This window comes from Gordonia sp. NPDC003376 (assembly GCF_053589235.1).
Genome location: NZ_JBSFRM010000023.1, coordinates 19,681 through 41,791, shown reverse-complemented (window position 1 = coordinate 41,791; position 22,111 = coordinate 19,681). Strand labels below are relative to the sequence as shown.

Genomic DNA, 22,111 nt, shown 5'->3' with positions numbered 1-22,111 from the left:
CATGGTACTTCCGTTCACCACCCGCCTACGGACCGCGCGGGTCGCGGTCAAACGCGCCGGCGAGGACTGGAATCAGATCGGCGACCAGGCGCTGTTCTACTGGGACAGCATCGTCGCCATCCCCCGCGCGCTGCGCCTCTACAAGAAGGAGACGCTGCGGCTGATCGCGGAGATCTCGATGGGCACCGGCGCACTCGCCATGATCGGCGGCACCGTCGTCGTGGTCGGCTTCCTGACCCTGTTCACCGGTGGCACCATCGCCGTGCAGGGCTACAGCTCCCTCGCCAACATCGGCGTCGAGGCCCTGACCGGCTTCTTCTCCGCCTTCATCAACGTGCGCATCGCCGTGCCGGTGATCTCCGGAATCGCCCTGGCCGCCACCATCGGCGCCGGTGCGACGGCACAGCTGGGTGCCATGCGGGTCAGCGAGGAGATCGACGCCCTCGAGACCATGGCGATCTCGTCCATCCCGTACCTGGTCAGCACCCGGATCGTGGCCGGCATGATCGCGATCGTCCCGCTGTACTCGCTGGCCTCGCTTGCATCCTTCCTGGCGAGCCGGTTCGCGACGGTCGTGCTCTACGGCCAGTCACCGGGCGTCTACGACCACTACTTCGACACCTTCCTCATCCCGTCGGACATCCTGTGGTCGTTCGTCCAGGCCATCTGCATGGCCATCGCGGTGATGCTGATCCACACCTACTACGGCTACAACGCCACCGGCGGCCCGGTCGGTGTGGGCGTCGCGGTCGGCAACGCGGTGCGTGCCTCGCTGGTCGTGGTCGTGGTGATCACCCTGCTCACCTCGCTCGCCATCTACGGCGCCGACGGCAAATTCAACCTGGCGGGCTGAGTCGATGAGCAGACGACAAGAACGCAGTGTCGGGGTCCGACGGCTCGCCGCGGTCATCATGGTGGGTGTGCTCGTGGCCCTGGTCGTGGGCGCATCCGCACAGTTCCTCGGGTGGTTCTCCTCCACCGAGCGGGTCACCCTGCAGGCGCCGCGCGCCGGTCTGGTGATGAGTCCCGACGCCAAGGTGCGCCTCCGGGGCGTCCAGGTGGGCACGGTGGCCTCGATCACCGAGAACGGCGAGCAGGCCGTCCTCGAACTCGACATCGACTCATCGCAGATGTCGCAGATTCCCGGCAACGTGACCGCGCAGATCAAGTCCAACACCGTGTTCGGAGCGAAGTCGGTGTACTTCGAGGTCCCCGACGACAAGCCGTCCGGCACCCTGCAGCCGGGACAGGTGATCGGCGCCGACCACGTCGTCGTCGAACTCAACACCGTCTACCAGCAACTCGTGTCGGTGCTCGCGACGCTGCAGCCGGAGAAACTCAACGCCACCGTCGGCGCGCTCACCACCGCCCTCGACGGCCGCGGCGACCAGCTCGGCCAGGCGCTCGAGGAACTGCACGATCTCCTGGGCAAGACCAACCCGCATCTGCCCGAACTCAACGAACTGATCCGGCAGACCGCGGCCACCACCACCGTGTACGGGGACGTGGTGGACGATCTGATGCGGACCGTCGACAACGCCGTCCACACCGGCAACACGCTGCGGGCCAACGCCTCGAACTTCGCGTCCCTGCTGCTGAATGTGACCTCGATGGCCGACACCATCAACGACGACGTGGTCGCGCCGTCGAAGAAGGATCTGATGGCCACGCTCACCCAGTTCGATCCGGTGTCGCAGCTGCTCGGCTACCAGGCCCCGGGTATCGCATGCTTCCTGCGCACGTCCGCGGTGGCCTCCGACATCGCCAAGCCCTACATGGGCGGGCGCAACGGGACCCTGCTGCTGTACGCGGGTCTGCTGCCCGGCAAGGAGCCCTACACCTATCCGCAGAGCCTGCCGCGGGTCGACGCAGACGGTCCGCCGACGTGTGCGGGTGGCCTGAGCGACCCCTCGACCACCGTGCACTCGGGTTTCTACGTCACCGACAACGCGCCGACGCCGTATCAGCCGCGCACGACGCCGAAGTTCGACCGGACGAAGCTGTTCCAACTCCTGTTCGGGGAGCCGAAACGTGGATAACCGCGCCCGCGCCTTCCGTGCGACACTGATCAAACTCGGTGCCTTCGCCGTCGTGATGGTCCTGGTGTTCATCGGCCTGGTGGTCGTGTTCAGCAACTATCGCGGCGGGGGCTCCGACGGCTACAAGGCCATCTTCACCAGTGCCTCCCAGATCAAGGCGGGCAGCAAGGTCAAGATCGCCGGCGTCGAGGTGGGCACCGTCGAGAACGTCTCGCTCACGCGCGACAACCAGGCGCTGGTCGGCTTCAGCGTCGACGACAAGTACACGCTGCCGAGCTCGGTGCGTGCACTGATCCGCTACCAGAACCTCACCGGCGACCGCTACCTCGAATTGACCCAGGGCGCAGCCGATCCCGGTGACACCCTGTCGGCCGGCGACACCATCCCGGAGACACAGACCGAGCCCGCGCTCGACCTCGACAAGCTGCTCGGCGGGTTCAAACCACTGTTCCGGACCCTGGATCCGAACGAGGTCAACGAGTTGTCGGCGTCGCTGGTGGAGGTGTTCCAGGGGCAGGGTGGTGCGCTCAACACGTTGCTGGCCGACACGTCGTCGTTCACCGACGCGCTCGCCGACCGCGACCAGCTGATCGGTTCGGTGATCGACAACCTCAACGACCTGCTCGGCACCCTCGACGGTGACCGCAAGGGCCTCGACACCGGCCTCGACCAGATGCAGCTGCTGATCAGCGGGTTGTCGGCGCAGCGGGGCACCATCGGCACTGCGATCAGTGAGACCGCCGAGACCACACAGGGTCTGGCCGATCTGCTGGCCGACACCCGCCCGGCGCTGCAGTCGACGCTGACCAGCATCGGGGTGGCCTCGGACAACGTGGTGCAGGCCGAACCCTTCCTGCGGTCGCTGTTGCCGCGACTACCCAACGACTACAAGATGCTGTCGAACCTGGGTAGCTACGGGGCGTGGCTGCAGATCTACTTCTGTCGAATCCGGTTGTTGCTCACCGGACCCGACGGCAAGCAGTACTTCTTCACATCCAACGATGTGATGGGTGACAACACCAAGGCCGGGGGGAGGTGCAGTTACCCGTCATGAGCGGACCTTTCGGAAACCTGTTCCGCAGTCATCGATCCGAATCGGATTCGGCCGATGTCGAGCGCGAGAACAAGCGGGGCGGCCGCACCCGCACCCAGATCGGTGTGATCGGCATCGTGGTGACGTCGATGGTGGTACTGGTGGCATTGCAGATGGACAAGCTTCCCTACCTGTCGCCGATCAGCACCTACACCGCCTACTTCGACGACGCCGGAGGTCTCGTCACCGGTGACATCGTCACCGTTGCCGGCATCAATGTCGGTACGGTGGAGAAGATCTCGCTGGCCAAGACCGACGACGGCACCAAGGCCGCGGTGGCATTCCGGCTCGACGACAGCGTCGTCATGGGCACCGAGACGCAGGCGGCGATCAAGACCGAGACCGTGCTGGGCCGCCGCAACGTCACGATCATCCCGCACGGCGCCGGCCGGATCGAGCCGGGCGGGGAGATCCCCAACCGCAACACGGTTGCGCCGTACTCGCTGACCGACGCCCTCGACGATGCCACCGGCACGTTGGCGAAAACCGATACGACCCAACTCAACCGGGCCCTGGGCGTGATGTCGGAGACCTTCTCCCAGACCCCGGATCAGGTGCAGGGAGCGGTCGACGGTGTGGCGCGGCTGTCCAAGTCGATCGCCGACCGCGACAACGCGCTACGCGAACTGCTGGCCAAGGCCAACTCGGTGAGCTCGATCATCGGTGAGCGCAACGAACAGATCAACCGCCTTCTCATCGATGCGAATTCGCTGCTGGGGGAGCTGCAGTTCCGGCGTGCCGCGATCGCGCAGCTGATCCAGGGCACCCGCGACGTGGCCGCCCAGATCAGCGCCTTCATCGACGACAACAACGCCCAGCTGACGCCGGTCCTCACCGAGTTCAACCAGGTGCTCGACATCCTCAACGACAACGAGGAGAACCTGAAGAAGACCGTCGACCGGTTGGGGCCGTACGCGAATGCGCTCGGTGAGGCGGTCGCCAACGGCCCGAACTTCGACTCCCTGGTCGGGGTCAGCACCTTCGGTGACTACACCGCCACGTTCATGAAGATCCTGCAGCAGAAGTATCCGGAAGTCGCAAAGGCATGGGGATACAGCGGATTCCCGCTGCTGCCGCAAGCATGGGGGCCCGAACCGACGCCGCGCACCACGCGCCCGGCCGTGCCGTCGCCGACCGTCCCGACGCCCGAGCCGGCGCCGTCGACCAGGTCGGGAGGCTGAGATGAGTTCTCGTACCCTGGGAATCGGCAAACGCACCTGGCTGGTGGCCGCGGTGTTGGTGCTGCTCGCACTGGTCGCCGTCGCCGCCTACGTCGGCTACAACCGAGCGACCACCAAACACATCACCGCCTACTTCCCGACCACCACGGGGCTCTACAACGGCGACCCGGTCAAGGTGCTGGGCGTCGACGTCGGACACGTCACCTCGGTGACGCCACGCGAAGGCGACGTGAAGGTCACCCTCGAGGTGCAGCGCGACCTGCAGATCCCTGCCGACGCCAAGGCCGTCGTCGTCGCCCAGTCGCTGGTGTCGGGTCGGTTCATCCAGCTCACCCCGGTGTACTCGGCCGGCCCCGAACTCGCCGACGGCGCCGACATCCCGATGGAACACACGGCGGTGCCGATGGAGTGGGACCAGGTCAAGGCGCAGCTCGAGCGGATCACCGAGGCGGTCGGCCCGAACGGTACCGACAAGGGCACCGCCGCCGAGGCCATCGACGTCGGTGCCCGCAATCTGGACGGCAACGGTGAGGCGATCCACCAGTCGATCACCGAGATGTCCGACGTGCTGGCCACCCTGTCATCGGGCCGCGACGATCTGTTCGCCACCATCCGCAACCTGCAGAAGCTGACCGACGCCTTGTCGACCAGTCACGAGCAACTGGTGCAGTTCAACGGCCGCATCGCCTCGGTGTCGGACGTACTCGCCGACAACACCGAGGCGCTCGACGGCGCCCTGCACAACCTGGACACGGCGATGGGCGACGTACAGGACTTCATCGACAAGAACCAGGCCGCACTCACCGCGTCGGTGTCGAAACTGGCACAGACCACGGGCATCCTGGCCCAGAAGAACGAGCAGATGCGTGGCCTGCTGCACTCGGCACCCAACCAGCTCGCCAATTTCTACAACATCTACAACCCGCTGACCGGATCGCTGTCGGGTGTGTTCGGTCTCGGCATGGGTACCAACCTGATCACCCTGCTGTGCGGCACGATGGAGGCCAACAACCGTCCCGGCCAGAGCGAGGCCGACATCAACTTCTGCGTCGACACCCTCGCACCCCTGCTGTCCCAGATGTCGGTGGCCTACCCGCCGTTCATGATCAACCCGGTCACCGGCGCCAACGCCACCCCTGACCAGATCACCTATCAGAACGCGAGTGTCGAGGCCCGCGCCCAGGCGGGGGTCCGGGCGCAGGATGCCGCCACCCGCAAGGCCAATGGTGGTGGGCCGCTCGCCGACCTGCTGGTCCCATGGGGCGGTGAGGGCTGATGCGGCGTCGACGTCCGGGCCATACCCGGCTGGCACACCCCCGGCTGGCACACTCCCGCCTGGGACACACCCGTCTGGGACACACCCGTCTGGGACACACCCGTCTGGCGGTGGCCGTGGCGACCGTCACCGTAGCGGTGATGGCGACCGGTTGCGGCTTCGACGGAATCAACAGCCTGCCGGTGCCGGGCGCCGAGGGCACCGGGTCAGGGGCGTACAAGATCAGCGCGGTCATCCCGAATGCCGCAGGCCTGGTGAACAATGCGCCGGTGATGATCGACGACGCGACCGTCGGCAGCGTCGGGTCGATCGGCGTCGACAACTGGAACGCGAAACTCGACCTGCGACTCAACTCCGGTGTCCAGGTGCCTGCCGGTTCGCATGTGATGGTCGGCATGACCAGTGTGCTCGGATCGACGCACCTCGAGATCGTGCCGCCGGAGCATCCGACCGGCGTGTACCTACAGCCCGGCGATCAGATCCCGTTGCCGAAATGTCCGGAGAGCCCCAATCTTCCGGAGCCGAGTGGACAGAAGGTCCCCGACGTCACCGCCGCACAGCAGGTGCCCGGGTGCAGTTATCCGACCACCGAGCAGGTACTGAGCTCGTTGTCGGTGGTGCTCAACGGAGGCGGCCTGTCGCAGTTCGGTGACATCGTGCACGAGGTCAACGCGATCTTCGATGGTCGGGACAAGGCCATCAAAGCCCTGATCCCGCAGCTCAACGTGCTCGTCACAGATCTGAACAGCCAGCGCAACAACATCATTCGCGCCATGGAAGGTCTCGACCGGCTGACCGCCGGGATCAACGCGCAGACCCCCACGGTGGAGAAGGCGCTGCAGGACGGGCCGGAGATCCTGAAGCTGCTCAACGAGCAACGTCAGCAGTTCGTCACCGCCCTGGACTCGGTGGGCACGTTGTCGGCGAACACCAACGACATCCTCCAGCAGAACGGACAGGACATCCGGACGATCGTCGACAACATGTCCCTGGCGTTCAAGGGCCTCGCCGACGCCGGACCGGCACTACCGGGCTCGCTGCGCATCCTGCTGACCTTCCCGTTCCTGGAGGAGATGATCCCCACGATCGTCCGCGGGGACTACGTCAACTCCGACCTGGTGCTCGACCTCACGGTGCCGACCCTGCAGAAGACCATCCTGCGGTCGGTCGGCGTGGTCGGACCCGAGGGCGTCACCGGCACGCCGGCGGGCTCGGCCGGGCGAGGACTCAATCCGTTCACCTCGCCACTGGTACCGAACGGCGAAGGGGGGAACTGATGAAGATCACCCGGTTCGTCCGGATACAGCTGACGATCTTCGCGATCATCACCGTCATCGCCATGATCGCGATGGCCGTCTACTACGTGCGGGTCCCGGCGATGTTCGGGATCGGTCGCTATCAGGTGACCCTCGACCTGCCCAGCACCGGCGGCATCTACGAGAACGCCAACGTCAGCTTCCGCGGCGTCAACGTCGGCAAAGTGCAGTCGGTGCATCTCACCGACACCGGCGTGCAGGCCGACCTGTCGATCCGAAGCAGCGCGCGGATCCCGGCGAACTCGCAGGCGGCGATCCGCAGCGTGTCGGCGGTCGGCGAGCAGTACGTCGAGTTCACCCCGCCGCCCGGTGACACCAGCACCGAGATGCTCGCCGACGGCTCGGTGGTGCCCACCACCGATGTGCCGGTGGAGATCTCGGCGGTTCTCGACCAGGCGACGGCCCTGCTCGACGAGGTCGGCGACACCCAGTTGCGGTCGCTGATCGACGAGGCGTTCACCGCGTTCAACGGCACCGCCGAGGATCTGCGACGACTCGTCGACTCGATGATCCTGTTCGTCGGTGACGCCAACAAGAACGCCGATGTCACCATCGAACTGGTCGAGCAGGCCGGACCGCTGATGGCGACGCAGTCCACCACGGCCGGCCAGATCCGCGCGTGGACCGCCGACGCGGTCAAGGTGACCGATCAGTTGCGGGCCGACAACCCGGAGATCACCGACCTGCTGCAGAAGGGGCCGTCGACCGCGGCGTCGGCGCAGCATCTGTTCGAGCAGATGGACCAGTCCTTCCCGCTGCTGATGAGCAATCTCAACGTGGTGTCCAAGACCACCGCGGTGTATCTGCCGAACCTGCAGCAGGTGTTGGTGATCTATCCGCGGCTGATCGATGCGCTGCTCACCTCGCTCAACGCCGGCAGCCCCGAGTACGGCCCGAGCGTGATGTTCTCGCTCGGTCTGCAGGACCCCCCGCCGTGCACGGTCGGCTATCTGCCGAAGTCGGAGTGGCGATTCCCGTCGGCGCAGACCGCGCGGGAACTCCCGCCCGGGATGTTGTGCCGGGTGCCGCAGAACTCGCAGATCGCGGTGCGTGGCGCCCGCAACTTCCCCTGCGTGGAGTACCCCGGCCGACGTGCCCCCACCCCGGTGGAATGCGCGGAGGGCTACAAGCCGATCAGCAACCGCGTCGTGCCGTTCCCGGAGGGCATCCCCGGAGTGCTCCCGGCACCTGCCGGATATGTGACGCCGGGAACGCCGTCGAACCACGAGTCCGGGCCCGCCGTGTACGCCACCACGTACGATCCGGTGTCGGGGGACTTCATCGGTCCCGATGGCAAGACGTACAACGCCGGGACCGGCGAGCAGGACCAAGGACGAGACTCTTCATGGCAGAACCTGATCACACAGGCGGTGAGCGCCCAGTGACGGTACCGGTACGGTCGGCACCGCTGCGGCGTCGGCGCAAGGACACGAACCGCTCGGCGGCCGACGACGAGGTCACCGCAGGCACGGTGACCGACGACAAGGTCACCGTAGGCCAGGTCACCGAGGACACAGGAGCCGACGAGAAGGTCACCGATGCGGGAGCGGCCGAGACCGCGGCCGCCGACCTGGCCGACATCGAACAGACGCCGGATGAACGAACCCCGGTCGTACTCACCGAGTCCGACGGTGCCGAGTCCGACGGTGACGCCGACACCGTCGAGGCCAACCTGTCGTATCGGCAGCGACGGCAGCGCCGACAGGCCTCGGCCGCCCGGCCCGCTCCAGGCGGAGTCACCAGATCGTCTGCGCTGAAACGACGTTCAGACCGGCCGATCGGGTGGCTGGTCGCGGGACTGCTGTCGGTGGTGGTGATCATCGCACTGCTCGTCACCGCGGCCGTGTTCGCCATCGGAGTGAACCGGCTCGATCATCGCAACGATCTGCGTGCGGAGTACTCGCAATTCGCCCAGCAGATGACGGTGTCGATGACGAGTCTCAATCCGAAGAACGTCGACGCCGCGCTCAAGACCATGCAGGACAAGACCAGCGGCACCGCGCAGCAACGGCTGTCGCAGTCGATGTCGCAGGTGGTCTCGCTGGTGCGGGAACAGAATCTCGAGGTGGCCTCGTCGGTCCTCAGCGACGCGGTCACCAAGGCAACCGATTCGGACGGGTCGGTGATCGTGGTCTACGGCTGGCAGATGAAGCCGGAGAACCCGAAAGAGGAAACCATCGTGCAGACCTTCCGCTGGCGGATCGACATCACCCGGATCAACGGAGAGCTCAAGATGACCAACTTCGAGTGGGTGACATAGTGCGGATCACCACCTCGCGCATCGTCGGTGCGATCCTCGCCCTGCTGCTCGTCGCATCGGCCGCGGTCGCCGGGTTCCTGGGCTACCAGTACTTCGACGCCCGCGCCGTCGAGAACTCGCGTGACGACTCCCTGGTCGCCGCGAAGTCCTACGCGACGACGATGTTCGGCTATGACCCCAGCAATGTCGCCGAGCATGTGTCCCGCTCTCAGGCGGTGGTCACCGGGTTGGCGAAATCCCAGTACGACAAGCTGATCCAGACCCCGATCCAGGGTCAGCAGATCACGTTCGTAGAGGGTGTCAAACAGCAGCAGGTGGTCTCACAGGCGGTGATCCAGGATGCCGGGGTGGTGACCAACACCCGCGACACCTCCACCGTCCTGCTGTTCATGAACCAGTCGGTGAGCCGCAACGGCAAGGATCTCGTGCGCGTCGACCCGAGCCGGCTGACCTTCACCATGACCAAGCAGGACGGCCGATGGATGATCGAGAACATCGACATCATCACCGACGACTCGTTCCGTAGCCGCATCTCCCAGGTGTCCACCCCGCCGTCGGACGCCGTGCCCCTCCCCGGTCCGAGTTCGACGCCGGCGTCCGCGGTTCCGTCGCAACAGCCGGCCGGGTAGGTGCCACCGCAGCAGCTCTCGAGCTCGGCCGGCGGAGGTTTCGACTCGGGTCCTCGCGATGCTCGGTCCCGGCTCTACCATCGTGTGGTGGTTGAGTCACCTCTGAGGTGGTTGCCACCCAACGCAGGCTGCGGAGATGTCGATTCGGGTCCTCGCTTCGCTCGGTCCCGGCTCGATCAGCAACGCCGAGTTGGGGGTTGAGCCGGTGAGGAGCGGAGCGACGAGGCGTGTCGAAACCTCTGGTGGCCGAGCTTGCCAACGTGACCACGTCGGAGGTGGTTACGCATCCGATGCAGGCTGCGGAGGTTTCGACTCGGGTCCTCGCTTCGCTCGGTCCCGGCTCAATCAGCAAGAGGGGTCCCGGCTCGATCAGCAACGCCGAGTTGGTGGTTGAGCCGGTGAGGAGCGGAGCGACGAGGCGTGTCGAAACCTCTGACGGCCGTGGTCGGAACGGTGGGTCCTCGCGGTGCTCGGTCCCGGCGCTGCCGGCGATCCTTGTGGTCGGTGAGATCGAGGTGTCCGCAGAAGGGCTCCCGCCGACCGGCGGGAGCCCTTCTCCTACTGCGTCTCTCGGCTGATCACGGCTGGTAGCCGAGCGGCAGCATCGTCGACTTGTGCTCGACGAATGCCTCCAATCCCTCGGGGCCGCATTCGCGTCCGATGCCGGAGTTCTTGTAGCCGCCGAACGGGGAACCCGGGTCGATGGCGTAGAAGTTGATGCCGAAAGTACCCGTACGGATCTTCCCGGAGATCTCGATTCCGCGCTCCACATCGGAGGTCCACACCGACCCGGCGAGGCCGTAGTCGGAGTCGTTGGCGATCGCGATGGCCTCGTCGACGTCGTCGTAGGCGATCACCGACAGCACCGGACCGAAGATCTCCTCCTGGGCGATGGTCATGTCGTTGGTGACGCCGGTGAAGATGGTCGGGGTCAGAAAGTGGCCTCCCTCAAGGCCTTCGGGGCGCCCACCGGCGAGCGCCATGGTGGCGCCCGCGTCCACGCCGGCCTCCAGATAGCCCTCGATACGCTGGAGCTGCCGCTCGCTGATCACCGGGCCGAGTTGCACCTCGGGATCGGTGGGTAGGCCCACCTTCATGGCCTTGGCGGCCTCGACCATCGCCGCGACGATCTCGTCATGTCGGCTGCGCGGCACCAGGACCCGCGTCTGTGCGACACATGCCTGACCGGTGTTGAACAGGCCCAGGAACACCAGCATCCCGACAGTGGCGGCGAGGTCGACGTCGTCGAGCACGATGGCCGCCGACTTGCCGCCGAGCTCCAGTGAACACCGCTTGAGCGACTGCGCGCACACCGCGCCGATCGCCTTGCCTGCCGCGGTGGAGCCGGTGAAGGTGATCTTGTCCACGTCGGGATGGGCGACGAGGGCCTCGCCGGTCGCGGTGCCGCCCGGCACCACCGAGATCACGCCCTCGGGAACGCCTGCCTCGGTGAAGATCTGGGCGATCAGGTTTGCGGTCAACGGGGTCTCGGGTGCGGGCTTGAGCACCACCGAACAGCCGGCCGCGAGCGCGCCGCCGAGCTTGTTGCACACCAGGAACAGCGGCACGTTCCAGGCGGTGATCGCACCGACCACACCGACCGGATCGCGGGTGACCTTGGTGGTGCCGAACAGGCCGGTCCGGAATTCCTCCCACGGGTAGGCGCGGGCGGCGGCGGCATAGCCGCGCAGCACACCGGTGCCCGGCAGCTTCTGCAGCATGTCCACCGCCGACGGCGGGGCGCCCATCTCCGACGACACCAGCGCGCTGATCTCCTCGGCGCGAGCATCGATCAGGTCGGCCACGCGGTCGAGGACATCGGCGCGATCGGCGGGCGAGGTGTCGGCCCACACCCCCGACTCGAAGGACGCACGAGCGGTGCGGACCGCGGTGTCCACGTCGGTGGCGTCGGCGCTCGGGACCGAGCCGACGCGCTCACCGGTGGCGGGGGAGTACACCTCGAGGGTGTCGCCAGAATGCGGGTCAACCCACGTTCCACCGATGTACAGCTGGGTGTGATCGACGCCGGCCCCGACCCCGCGCTCGACGATCTCGGTCATGAATGCGCTCCTCGATTGTGTGATCCCCCCGCGCTGAGCGGGAAATGTGAACTACTCCACAATCGATATTAGAACACGTTCTAACTCGGTGGCGATGGCTCGGCGGCGATACCTGTGGGTCACATGACCCGGTGTCAGGCGCCGAAACGGATGCGCGCGATCAGGGTCTCCACCGCGTCGTCGAGCACCCGGGCGCGGGTGGCCGGATCGTCGGCCTCGAGCAGCGTCTGTCGATCCGCCGATCCGATCGGCAGCCGCGCCGCCCAGCCGTACACCCCGACCGCGGCGAGGTCGTCGGCGTCGAAGCGGGGGACGTCGTCGTCGATGGGAACCCCGCGTGCGGTGAACGTCTCCTCGACGAGTTCGCGAATTCGTGTGCCGACATCGAGCAGGCCGGGGACCACCGTGGGGTCGTCGGCGGGCTCGGGTAGACGGCGGATACGTGCCCTCGGGTACGGATCGTCGGGCAGCCACGCCTCGACGACGAAGCGCCACCGCCCGACGCAGGTGAGCATCGACTGTCCCGTGCCGGGATCGGTGACGAGCTGATCGATCGTCGCGAAGGTGCCGATGTCGTAGCGTTCCTCGCCGCCGCCGACCTCGTGACCGCGGGCGATCAGCACCACCCCGAACCCGGACTGCTGGTCCTCACCAGCGCTGTCGGTGACATCGGCCAGCATCTGGCGGTAGCGTGGTTCGAAGATGCGCAGGGGGAGCTGTTCCCCGGGCAGCAGTGCGCTGCCCAGGGGGAACATCGCGATCGACACCGACGGTGCGTCGGCGTCGTGCCCCGGTTCGGTCAGGGCTTCGGCTTGGCGTCGAGAACGACCTCGAACTCGAGCAGATCGGCTCCGCTGGCGACCGGCTTCTGCCGTTCACCGGCGTGCGCTTCGCGGGCCGGGCCCGATGCCCATGCCTGGAAGTCCTCCTCGGTCTCCCACTGGGTGACGACGAAGTAGCGGTCGTCTCCCTTGACCGGGCGCAGCAACTGGAATCCGAGGAATCCCTTGGAACCGTCGACCGACCCCGCGCGGTGGGCGAAACGCTTCTCGAGTTCCGCGCCGGCACCCTCGGGCACGTGGATTGCATTGATCTTCACAACTGCCATGCGTCCCACCCTAGTCCGGGTCGTCGGCAGCCGAGTCCGATCTGCCCGGCCCGGCGTGTGCGCAGGTAACGTCGTCGCCTGTGGGGAATCCTGTGACGAGACCGGTGGCCGATCGGGGGCTGCTCGACCATGGCGGACTCGGGCCCGACGATGCGGGGAGCCTCGGGCCGATCGTGCTGGTGCACGGGTTGATGGGACGTGGCCGAACGTGGCGGCGGCAGGTGCCGTGGCTGCGGCGATACGGCCGTGTGTTCACCTTCGACGCCGCTTTCCACACCGGCGCCGGAGCGGAGGCACCGGACGGCCCCGACGACCTCGCCACCGAACGATTCGTCGCCGACCTCGCCGAGATCCTCACGTGGATCGATCTCGGCCCCGCGGTACTGATCGGGCACTCGATGGGTGGGCTGCACGCCTGGTGCACCGCGGCGCAGTACCCGGAGATGGTGTCGGCGATCGTCGTCGAGGACATGGCCCCCGACTTCCGTGGCCGCACCACCGCCACCTGGACGCCGTGGTTCGAGTCGTGGCCGGAACGTTTCGCCACCGAGGCCGATGCCGCCTCGATGTTCGGTTCGGTCGCCGGACGCTATTTCTACGAGGCCTTCGACGACGGCCGGCTGCACGGCGAACTGTCGACGTGGGCGGAGGTCGCCGAGGAGTGGGGTCGCCGCGACTTCTGGACACAGTGGCGGCAGGTTGCGGTCCCGACGCTCCTGGTGGAGGCCGAGCACGGGGTCACCCCGCCCGGGCAGATGCGAAAGATGGCCTCGATCAACGACACTGCGATCCACCTGCGAGTGCCCGGTGCGGGGCATCTGGTTCACGACGACGCCCCGGATCTGTATCGCGGTGCGGTGGAGGCATTCCTGTCCGGGCTGCCGCCGAGCCTTCACTGACGCGCCACGACGACAAACCCCCGTACCCGACGACAAACCCTCCACACTTCTTCGGATGCACCGCCTTTGGGGGTGATGCGTCTGTCGAGGTGTGGAGGGTTTGTCTCAGGTGGGGGTTACTGGGGGGCCGGGGCGACGTAGCCGCCGGACATGCGCCGGTAGCAGTGTGCGTAGAACAGCTGCCCGATCGGCCAGGTGACGATGAGCCCGACGTAGCACAGGAGGGTGCCGACGTAGGACAGGGCGTTGGCGACGACGAGGGTCAGCAGCGAATTCGACACCGACGTCTTCGCCAGATTGGCCGATTCGCCGAGCGCGGCAGTCGGCGAACTGCTCTTGTCGATCACGAAGAACACCGCGAACTGCAGGAAGAACAGCGCGACGAGGCCGGGGATGATGCACAGGATCAGGCCGATGCCGACGATCAGGCCGACCAGCAGGCCGGCGAGGAACACCTGACCGATGCGCTGCGGCTTGAGGAAGGTGGCCACGGTGACCGGTTCGCCGTTGGCGACGCGCAGGGCGCCGGTGGTCATCGACACCTGCAGGTAGATCAGCACGATCGCCATGACGATGTAGATCAGGATGCCGATGATGAAGCCGCCGACGCTGAACGAGGAGACCTCGTAGCTGTAGCTGTATCCGTTGCCGTAGTCGGCGGTCTGCGTGGTGGTCGTGCTCGACAGCGCGGCGACGACGAAGTAGAGCGCCGTGGCGATGGCCGCAACGACCAGCACCAGGAGTCCGGGCACGATCATCGGTCCCGGGTTGGCCTTGAACTGGGCCCACGCCCAGCTCAGCGCCTCACCGATGTTGACGTTCTGCGGTGCACCGGGAGCCCCACCATAGGGGGCGCCGGCCGCAGGCGCACCGTATCCGGGGGTGGCCCCGTAACCGGGAGTGCTGCCGTAACCCGGGTTGCTGCCGTAGCCGGGAGTGCTGCCGTAGGGCGGCGGGGTGGCTCCGGGCGGAGGAGTGCCGTAGGACGGGGGCTGCTGGCCGCCGGGGGTGCCGTACGTGGGCGGAGTGCCGTAGGACGGGGGCTGTTCGCCACCTGTGGGGGTGCCGTAAGGCGGTGGGGTCTGCGGCGGCTGGTACTGGCCGCCGGCGGGGGGTTGCCCGTATTGCGGTTGCCCATACTGGGTCTGGCCGTACGGATCGGCACCGCCGGCACCCGGCTGCTGGGACGGATCGTCGGGTCCCTTAGAGAAGTTGGGATTCTGATTAGGGGGCTCGCTCATGGCGGTCAAGGTAGCAAGCCGAACATACTCCGGAGAAGACCGTGTAGAGCGTCCGCCGTACGTGGCGCGCGAACGGCCCGCCGATCGAGTAGGCGGTCAGGCCCCCGATTCCCCGGCGAGACAGAACCTGCCGTCGGCGGTGATCTCCACCAGGCCGTCGGTCAGCAGCGAGTCGAGCGCCCGCGAGCGCTGCGGTGGATCGGTGGTCCAGGCCTCCTCGAGCCGAGCCTTCTCGACGGGGATCTTGCTGCCGCGCAACACATCCAGGAGCAGCCCCCGAACCTGGCGGTCGGTCCCCGCGAACTTCTGCGCGGCCCGGCGCGGCCCGGTGTGTGCCGGTCGGCCGCGTGCCACCCAGGCGCACTCGGGGACCGGGCATCGATCGCAGTCGGGGTTGCGCGCAGTACAGACGAGCGCGCCGAGTTCCATCAGCGCCGCGGAGAATCGCGGCGTGTCGCGGGCGTACGCACCCCGGCGTGTCCGCGGCAGGATCGCGTCGGTCTCGGCCAGATCACGCTTGCTGGGGTTGCCGGGCTCGGCCCGACCGTGCACCGCACGGGCGATCACCCGGCGCACATTGGTGTCGACCACGGGGACCGCCTGCCCGTAGGCGAAACATGCGACGGCGCGTGCGGTGTAATCGCCCACTCCGGGCAGTGTCAGCATGGTCGCGACGTCCTCGGGGACCCGGTCGTCGTGCTCGGTCGCCAGGACACGGGCGCACTCGTGCAGTCGCAGCGCACGGCGCGGATAGCCCAGCTTTCCCCAGGCCCGCAGTACGTCGGCCTGGCTCGACGCGGCCATCGCCGACGGTGCGGGCCAGCGCTGTGTCCACTCCTGCCAGGGGCCGACGACCCGGGCCACCGGGGTCTGCTGCAGCATGATCTCGCTGATCAGGATGTGCCAACCACTCAGCCCTGGTTCTCGCCAGGGCAGATCGCGTTCGTGGACGTCGAACCAACCGACGATTGCGGAGAATGGCAAAATGGATGGCATGGCGAATATGACCCCGAAGCGTGCGTGGCAGGTTCTCGTGGAAGGCAACAAGCGATTCGTCGCCGGTGAAGCGAAGCATCCCAGCCAGGGTATCGAGGACCGGAACAGGCTCGTCGGGGGGCAGAATCCCCACGTCGTGCTGTTCGGATGCGGCGATTCCCGCCTGGCCGCGGAGATCATCTTCGACCAGGGTCTCGGCGACATGTTCGTCGTCCGGACCGCCGGCCATGTCCTCGATTCCGCGGTGCTCGGCTCGCTCGAGTACGCCGCCGAGGTCCTCGAGGTGCCGCTGATCGCGATCCTCGGACACGACAGCTGTGGCGCGGTCAAGGCCACCCTCGAGGCCCTCGACGACCTGCAGATCCCCGGTGGATACATCCGTGACGTCGTGGAACGTGTCACCCCGAGCATCCTCGCCGGCCGCAGTGAGGGGCTCACCCGGGTCGACGAGTTCGAGGCCAGGCACGTCGTCGAGACCGGTCAGCTGATCATGCAGCGCAGCCGGATCATCGCCGACCGTGTGCTCGACGGGAAGCTCGCGATCGTCGGCCTCACCTATCGGCTCAGCGAGGGTGCGGTGCAGCTGCAGGGCGTCTACGGCGACATCGGCAGTACCGCGCTGCCGGCACTGGCATCCACCACCGAGGCGCGGCCGGGGGCGGCGTCCGACGCCGAGTCGGCCTGATCGCACCGCGCGTACCCGGAGGCCGATAGCGCACGATCGCCGTACCGAAGTGGCGACACGCCGATGACGGTCGCCCGACCCTGCCGATGCGGCCGATAGCGTGGGGGCCGTGATCGAACCGCAGGGCCCGCTCCCATCAGAGATCTACTGGCGACGACGCATCGTCGCCGGTGGAGTGGTGGTCGCCGTCGTGGCCCTGGTGATCGGTCTGATCGTGTGGACCCAGACCGGCGGTGGCGACAGCACCCAGAACGCGGCCAGCACGGCGTCGTCGAGTCCCACCGCGACGCCGTCGACGGCCACCCCGAATGCCTCGGTGGATCCGTCGCAGGCCCCGTCCGGCGGCGGCCTCGGCGGTGGCGGTGGAGACGCCGGCACCGCCGGACCCGAGTCCAGCACCCCGACCGGGTCGTCGACCCCGGTCGCGGCCCCCGGGGCCACCCCGGCCGAGGGCGCGGTCCCGCTGTGCACCGACCAGTCCATCGCGGTGGTGCTCTACACCGACAAGCCGACCTACACCACGGGCAGCCAGCCGGTGTTCACCATCGTGACCACCAACGCCGGACTCTCCGCATGCACGCGGGATGTGGGCAAGGCCGCCCAGAACGTCATCGTCCGCACCCTCGACGGCACGAGGACCCTGTGGTCGGCGCGGGACTGTTCGCCGATCAACACCGTCGACAACCAGGTGCTGCAGCCGCAGCAGCAGGTCAAGGACGAGATCACCTGGTCGGGTACCACCAGCACCGCCGGCTGCAAGACGCCGCGCCAGCCGGTGCCCGCGGGCTCGTACCAGGCGATCGGCAAGATGGGCGAGAAGGAGTCGGCACCGGTGACGTTCAACGTCGTCGCCCCGGCCCAGCCCTGACATCCCCGTCATCGACGGGCTTCGGTCACCTCCCGACCCCGAATTGCGAAGATCTGCCGTGATCGGGGTTCAGGTGGTGGCGCGCACCATCAACTCGACCGGCAGGCGTGTGCTCTCCGCGTCGCGTCCGGCCACCACATCGAGCAGTCGCCGTGCCGCGGTCGCGCCGATCCGACGTGCAGGGGAACGGACGGTGGTCATCGGCACCGGGAGCTGCGCGACGATCGGGATGTCGTTGTAGCCGATCAGGGCCACGTCGTCGGGAATCCGCAGACCGAGATCACGCGCGACGCCGAGGACACCGATCGCGATGGTGTCGGAGACGGTGAAGACCGCATCCGGCCGGTCCGGGCGATCGAGCAGTCGGCGCCCGGCCTCGATCCCACCGTCCACCTCGAACGCCGACGACACCACCCGATCCGGTCGCAGCGGCACCCCGGCGGCGTCGAGCGCGGAGCGGAAACCGGCGAGCCGGTCGGTCGACGTCGTCGCATGAGCGGGGCCGCAGATCACCGCGAGATCGGTATGGCCGCGGTCGAGCAGATGCCGGGCCGCGAGATAGCCGCCGTGGTGGTCATCGCCGCCGACGAACGGCAGTCCGGCATCGGCGTGCCGGGTCACGGTGACCATCGGCACCGACACGGTCAGTGACTCGACGAAACTCTTTGCCGGCGCATGCAATCCGCTCAGCAGCAGTCCGTCCACCCGACGGCCGGCCAGCAGGTCGATGGCGTCACGCTGGGCGTCCTCGTCGTCGGGCGGACTCGACAGCAGCACCGAGTAGCCGGCGTGCGCCGCGGCCTCCTCGATGCCCTGATACGTGGTCGCGACGACACCGTCGGTCAGCCGCGGCATGACGACGCCGAGCGTGGTGGTCTTGCGGGTGCGCAGGCTGGCGGCCCAGACGTTGCGTCGATAGCCGAGTTCCGCGGCGGCCTGACGAACGCGCAGTGCCGATTCCGACCAGCCGTCGGCGGGCTCGGGCTGCCGCAGGACGCGCGACGCGGTGGACACGTGGACCCCGGCGCGTTCGGCGATCTCCTTGAGCGTCGGCGCCCGATCGGTTCCCATGTGAGTCGTATCCTCCCTCTGAGCCGGGCGTGTCGGCCGACCTGGGCGTCGGGGAAGGTTGACCGGACCCCGCTGATGGCTCTAGCCTACGTGATGCAAACGTTCGTGCAAACGTTCTCGCCACCTAGGAGGAGCCCATGCCCACCCAGAGTCTCGGTGAACTCTTCGCCCTCGATTCCCTGCTCGACGAGGACGAGATCGCCATCCGCGACACGGTCCGCAGATTCGGGGCGGAGCGGCTGCGTCCGCACATCGCCGAGTGGTTCGAGGCCGGTGACATCCCGGCCCGGGAGATCGCCAAGGAACTCGGGCAGCTCGGCGCCCTCGGCATGCACCTCGAGGGCTATGGCTGCCCCGGCACCAGCGCCACCGCCTACGGCCTGGCCTGCCTGGAACTCGAGGCCGTCGACTCCGGAATCCGCAGTCTGGTCTCGGTGCAGGGTTCCCTCGCGATGTTCTCCATCCATCACTGGGGCAGCGAGGAACAGAAGAACGAGTGGCTGCCGCGCATGGCCGCCGGCGACGCGATCGGCTGCTTCGGCCTGACCGAACCCGACTTCGGCTCCAACCCCGCCGGGATGCGCACCAACGCCAAGCGCGACGGTGACGACTGGATTCTCAACGGCACCAAGATGTGGATCACCAACGGCTCCATCGCCGACGTCGCCGTGGTCTGGGCGCAGACCGACCTCGAGGACAGCCCGCGCGGAATCCGCGGCTTCGTCGTCCCCACCGACACCGCCGGATTCTCCGCCCCGAAGATCACCAAGAAGCTGTCCCTGCGCGCCTCGGTGACCTCCGAGCTCGTCCTGGAGGACGTACGCCTGCCCGCATCGGCGATGCTGCCCGACGCCGCCGGCCTGCGCGGACCGCTGACCAGCCTCGGCGAGGCCCGTTTCGGCATCATCTTCGGTGCCATGGGTGCCGCCCGTGACTGCCTCGAGACCGCCATCGAGTACGCACAGTCGCGTGAGGTCTTCGACAAGCCGCTGGCGGCCTACCAGATCACCCAGACCAAGATCGCCGACATGGCACTCGAGGTGGGCAAGGGTCATCTGCTCGCCTACCACCTGGGCCGGCTCAAGGACCTCGGGACGATCCGTCCCGAACAGGTCAGCACCGGCAAGCTGAACAACGTGCGCGAGGCCATCGCGATAGCACGTGAATGCCGAACCATTTTGGGCGCCAACGGGATCACCTTGGAGTACCCGGTGATCCGGCACGCCAACAACCTGGAGAGCGTACTCACCTACGAGGGCACCTCCGAGGTGCACCAGCTGACCATCGGCAAGGCGCTGACCGGGTCGGGCGCATTCCGGTGACCGACGGCGCTCTCGATGGACTGGTGATCGCCGACTTCGGTCGTGTGCTCGCGGGTCCATATGCCACGATGCTGCTCGCCGACCTCGGCGCCGAGGTGATCAAGGTGGAACGTCCAGGGACCGGCGACGACACCCGCACCTGGGGGCCGCCGTGGGTGGGTGACCAGTCGTCGTACTTCCTGGGCGTCAACCGCAACAAGTCGTCGGTGGCACTCGACCTCGCCGATCCCGACGGGCTCGCCGCCGCAAGGGAACTCGCGGCCCGGGCCGACGTGATGGTGGAGAACTTCCTGCCCGGAACCCTCGATCGCCTCGGTCTCGGCCACGACGCCGTGACCCAGCTCAACCCGGGCATCGTGTACTGCTCGGTCACCGGATTCGGCGGCAACAACCTGCTGCCCGGCTACGACCTGCTCATCCAGGCCGTCGGCGGCCTGATGAGCATCACCGGTCCGGATCGCGACACACCCACCAAGGTCGGTGTCGCCATGGTCGATGTGATCACGGGATTGCATGCGGCCGTGGGTATCCTGTCGGCGCTGCGGCATCGGGACCGCACCGGTGAGGGGCAACGGGTCGAGGTCAACCTGCTGTCGTCGCTGCTGTCGGCGTTGGTCAACCAGTCGTCGGGATACGTCGCGGCCGGTGTGGTCCCGCACGCGATGGGCAACCGGCATCCGAGTATCGCACCCTATGAGGTGTTCGCGGCGTCGGATCGGCCGCTGGTCCTCGCGGTCGGCAACGACCGGCAGTTCGCCGCGCTCGTCGATGTCCTCGGCCGGCCGGAGCTGGCCACCGACCCGCGGTTCGCGACGAACACCGACCGTGTCGCACACCGGGAAGTGCTGGTGGCGACCATCAACGAGCTCCTCGCCGCCGATTCCGCCGACGGCTGGTTCACCCGGCTCACCGAGCGGCGGGTCCCGTGCGGGCCGCTGAACGACATCGCCGATGCGATCGCCCTCGCCGAACGGCTCGGTCTGTCCCCGGTGGTGGAGATCGACGACCCGAACCGGGACGAGCCACTTCGGCAGGTGGCCAATCCGATTCGGCTCTCGGCGACCCCGGTCACCTATCGTTCGGCGCCGCCGCGATTGAACGAACACGCCTGAGGAGGACGGTGCACCGCGGGGCCGAACGGAGTCCACTCGGCACGCGGTGCGGTGCGCCTTCTCGGGGTCCATCGAGTGGCGATCATCGGCGTCGAACGAGTGCTACAACGGGGCATGGGCGAATCCGTACTGTACGAGAGCTCCGGTCCGATCGTGACCATCACGATCAACCGCCCGCACGTCCGCAACAGCGTCGACGGTCCCACCGCCCATGCGCTGCGCAACGCCTTCCGACGATTCGAGGACGATGCCGGCGCCAAGGTCGCCATCCTCACTGGAGCCGACGGAACCTTCTGTGCCGGAGCCGATCTCACCTCGGTGGGCGATCCTGAACGGCGCAACGATCTCGACCCGGAGGGCGGGGGTGCCGGCCCGATGGGTCCCACCCGCATGGCGCTGTCCAAACCGCTGATCGCCGCCATCGCCGGTCACGCCGTGGCGGGTGGACTCGAACTGGCCCTCCTCGCCGATCTGCGGATCCTGGAACGCGATGCGGTGCTCGGGGTGTTCTGTCGACGATGGGGCGTGCCCCTCATCGACGGCGGGACGGTCCGCCTGCCGCGGATCATCGGGCTGGGGCGAGCGTTGGACCTTATCCTGACCGGCCGTCCCGTCGACGCCGACGAGGCACTGGCCTTCGGACTCGCCAACCGGGTCGTCGAATCCGGTGAATCACTCTCGGCGGCAACCGAACTCGCCGAGCAACTGGTGGCCTTTCCCTTCGACTGTCTACTCACCGACAGGGCATCGGCCCATGCCGGTCTCGACATGCCCGTCGCCGACGCCCTTCGCGCCGAGGGGGTGGCCGGCGTGCCGGTCGTCGCCCGGGAAGGTGCCGCGGGCGCGGCCCGCTTCGTCGGCGGTGCCGGGCGACACGGACGGTTCGGTGACGATCCGCCGGAGTCCGGGCGGTGACCGATCCGGCGCCGGTCCCGTGACGATGACCCGACCCGCC

At 67.6% G+C, this 22,111-nt stretch carries 21 protein-coding genes; 15 read left to right on the top strand and 6 right to left on the bottom strand.

The features are described 5' to 3' along the window. Position 1: 1 nt before the first annotated feature. The 9 genes from ACWDUA_RS19945 (at position 2) to ACWDUA_RS19905 (ending at position 9,794) form a co-directional block, all read left to right on the top strand. Entirely contained in the window at positions 2–853 is an 852-nt protein-coding gene (locus ACWDUA_RS19945) for an MlaE family ABC transporter permease (RefSeq protein ID WP_449752740.1), read from the top strand. A gap of 4 nt (positions 854–857) precedes the next feature. Then, positions 858–2,039 (top strand): MCE family protein, encoded by a 1,182-nt coding sequence (locus ACWDUA_RS19940; RefSeq protein ID WP_449752739.1) that lies wholly within the window; start codon positions 858–860, stop codon positions 2,037–2,039. Next, the gene (locus ACWDUA_RS19935; protein WP_449752738.1) at positions 2,032–3,093 is read left to right on the top strand and encodes an MCE family protein; all 1,062 of its coding nucleotides are present in this window, start codon (positions 2,032–2,034) and stop codon (positions 3,091–3,093) included. Before ACWDUA_RS19940 ends, ACWDUA_RS19935 begins: the two co-directional genes overlap by 8 nt. Beyond that, complete coding sequence (locus ACWDUA_RS19930; RefSeq protein ID WP_449752737.1) at positions 3,090–4,313, top strand: MCE family protein; 1,224 nt, start codon at positions 3,090–3,092, stop codon at positions 4,311–4,313. Before ACWDUA_RS19935 ends, ACWDUA_RS19930 begins: the two co-directional genes overlap by 4 nt. Before the next feature lies 1 nt (position 4,314). Continuing rightward, positions 4,315–5,589 carry an MCE family protein gene (locus ACWDUA_RS19925; RefSeq protein ID WP_449752736.1) on the top strand — a complete coding sequence of 425 codons (1,275 nt, stop codon included), beginning with the start codon at positions 4,315–4,317 and terminating at the stop codon, positions 5,587–5,589. 140 nt (positions 5,590–5,729) lie between these two features. Beyond that, positions 5,730–6,866: an MlaD family protein gene (locus ACWDUA_RS19920; RefSeq protein WP_449752774.1), complete on the top strand. Its 1,137-nt coding sequence runs from the start codon at positions 5,730–5,732 to the stop codon at positions 6,864–6,866. Beyond that, on the top strand, positions 6,866–8,290 hold the full coding sequence (locus tag ACWDUA_RS19915) for an MCE family protein (RefSeq protein WP_449752735.1): 1,425 nt from the start codon (positions 6,866–6,868) through the stop codon (positions 8,288–8,290). The genes ACWDUA_RS19920 and ACWDUA_RS19915 overlap by 1 nt, the downstream gene beginning before the upstream one ends. Continuing rightward, positions 8,287–9,165, top strand: coding sequence for a hypothetical protein (locus tag ACWDUA_RS19910; RefSeq protein WP_449752734.1), 879 nt, complete (start codon positions 8,287–8,289; stop codon positions 9,163–9,165). Before ACWDUA_RS19915 ends, ACWDUA_RS19910 begins: the two co-directional genes overlap by 4 nt. Continuing rightward, positions 9,165–9,794, top strand: a complete 630-nt coding sequence (locus ACWDUA_RS19905) for a hypothetical protein (RefSeq protein ID WP_449752733.1) — start codon at positions 9,165–9,167, stop codon at positions 9,792–9,794. The genes ACWDUA_RS19910 and ACWDUA_RS19905 overlap by 1 nt, the downstream gene beginning before the upstream one ends. Before the next feature lie 578 nt (positions 9,795–10,372). Here the strand turns inward: ACWDUA_RS19905 and ACWDUA_RS19900 are convergent. The 3 genes from ACWDUA_RS19900 to ACWDUA_RS19890 form a co-directional block, all read right to left on the bottom strand. Further along, on the bottom strand, positions 10,373–11,854 hold the full coding sequence (locus ACWDUA_RS19900) for an aldehyde dehydrogenase (RefSeq protein WP_449752732.1): 1,482 nt from the start codon (positions 11,852–11,854) through the stop codon (positions 10,373–10,375). A gap of 134 nt (positions 11,855–11,988) precedes the next feature. Next, the gene (locus tag ACWDUA_RS19895; protein WP_449752773.1) at positions 11,989–12,609 is read right to left on the bottom strand and encodes an LON peptidase substrate-binding domain-containing protein; all 621 of its coding nucleotides are present in this window, start codon (positions 12,607–12,609) and stop codon (positions 11,989–11,991) included. Positions 12,610–12,653: 44 nt separating this feature from the next. Next, positions 12,654–12,962 carry an antibiotic biosynthesis monooxygenase family protein gene (locus ACWDUA_RS19890; RefSeq protein ID WP_053776194.1) on the bottom strand — a complete coding sequence of 103 codons (309 nt, stop codon included), beginning with the start codon at positions 12,960–12,962 and terminating at the stop codon, positions 12,654–12,656. A 104-nt stretch (positions 12,963–13,066) separates the two neighbouring features. Here ACWDUA_RS19890 and ACWDUA_RS19885 point away from each other — a divergent pair, with 104 nt between their 5' ends. After that, entirely contained in the window at positions 13,067–13,861 is a 795-nt protein-coding gene (locus ACWDUA_RS19885) for an alpha/beta fold hydrolase (protein WP_449752731.1), read from the top strand. 116 nt (positions 13,862–13,977) lie between these two features. Here the strand turns inward: ACWDUA_RS19885 and ACWDUA_RS19880 are convergent, their stop codons facing one another. Then, complete coding sequence (locus tag ACWDUA_RS19880) at positions 13,978–15,102, bottom strand: hypothetical protein (RefSeq protein ID WP_449752730.1); 1,125 nt, start codon at positions 15,100–15,102, stop codon at positions 13,978–13,980. A 96-nt stretch (positions 15,103–15,198) separates the two neighbouring features. Beyond that, entirely contained in the window at positions 15,199–16,098 is a 900-nt protein-coding gene (locus tag ACWDUA_RS19875) for an A/G-specific adenine glycosylase (protein ID WP_449752729.1), read from the bottom strand. Between ACWDUA_RS19875 and ACWDUA_RS19870 the strand changes: the two genes are divergently transcribed. Together ACWDUA_RS19870 and ACWDUA_RS19865 are read left to right on the top strand one after the other, a co-directional pair. Beyond that, entirely contained in the window at positions 16,097–16,783 is a 687-nt protein-coding gene (locus tag ACWDUA_RS19870; RefSeq protein WP_449752728.1) for a carbonic anhydrase, read from the top strand. The genes ACWDUA_RS19875 and ACWDUA_RS19870 overlap by 2 nt on opposite strands. Positions 16,784–16,892: 109 nt before the next feature. Next, positions 16,893–17,651 (top strand): hypothetical protein, encoded by a 759-nt coding sequence (locus ACWDUA_RS19865; protein ID WP_449752727.1) that lies wholly within the window; start codon positions 16,893–16,895, stop codon positions 17,649–17,651. A gap of 69 nt (positions 17,652–17,720) precedes the next feature. On the opposite strand, the gene ACWDUA_RS19860 is transcribed toward ACWDUA_RS19865, so the two are convergent. Next, positions 17,721–18,722 carry a LacI family DNA-binding transcriptional regulator gene (locus ACWDUA_RS19860; RefSeq protein WP_449752726.1) on the bottom strand — a complete coding sequence of 334 codons (1,002 nt, stop codon included), beginning with the start codon at positions 18,720–18,722 and terminating at the stop codon, positions 17,721–17,723. Positions 18,723–18,859: 137 nt separating this feature from the next. Between ACWDUA_RS19860 and ACWDUA_RS19855 the strand changes: the two genes are divergently transcribed. The 3 genes from ACWDUA_RS19855 (at position 18,860) to ACWDUA_RS19845 (ending at position 22,071) form a co-directional block, all read left to right on the top strand. Continuing rightward, the gene (locus tag ACWDUA_RS19855; RefSeq protein ID WP_449752725.1) at positions 18,860–20,044 is read left to right on the top strand and encodes an acyl-CoA dehydrogenase family protein; all 1,185 of its coding nucleotides are present in this window, start codon (positions 18,860–18,862) and stop codon (positions 20,042–20,044) included. Beyond that, the gene (locus ACWDUA_RS19850) at positions 20,041–21,156 is read left to right on the top strand and encodes a CaiB/BaiF CoA transferase family protein (RefSeq protein WP_449752724.1); all 1,116 of its coding nucleotides are present in this window, start codon (positions 20,041–20,043) and stop codon (positions 21,154–21,156) included. The genes ACWDUA_RS19855 and ACWDUA_RS19850 overlap by 4 nt, the downstream gene beginning before the upstream one ends. A 114-nt stretch (positions 21,157–21,270) precedes the next feature. Then, positions 21,271–22,071, top strand: coding sequence for a crotonase/enoyl-CoA hydratase family protein (locus ACWDUA_RS19845; protein ID WP_449752723.1), 801 nt, complete (start codon positions 21,271–21,273; stop codon positions 22,069–22,071). Positions 22,072–22,111 lie beyond the last annotated feature (40 nt).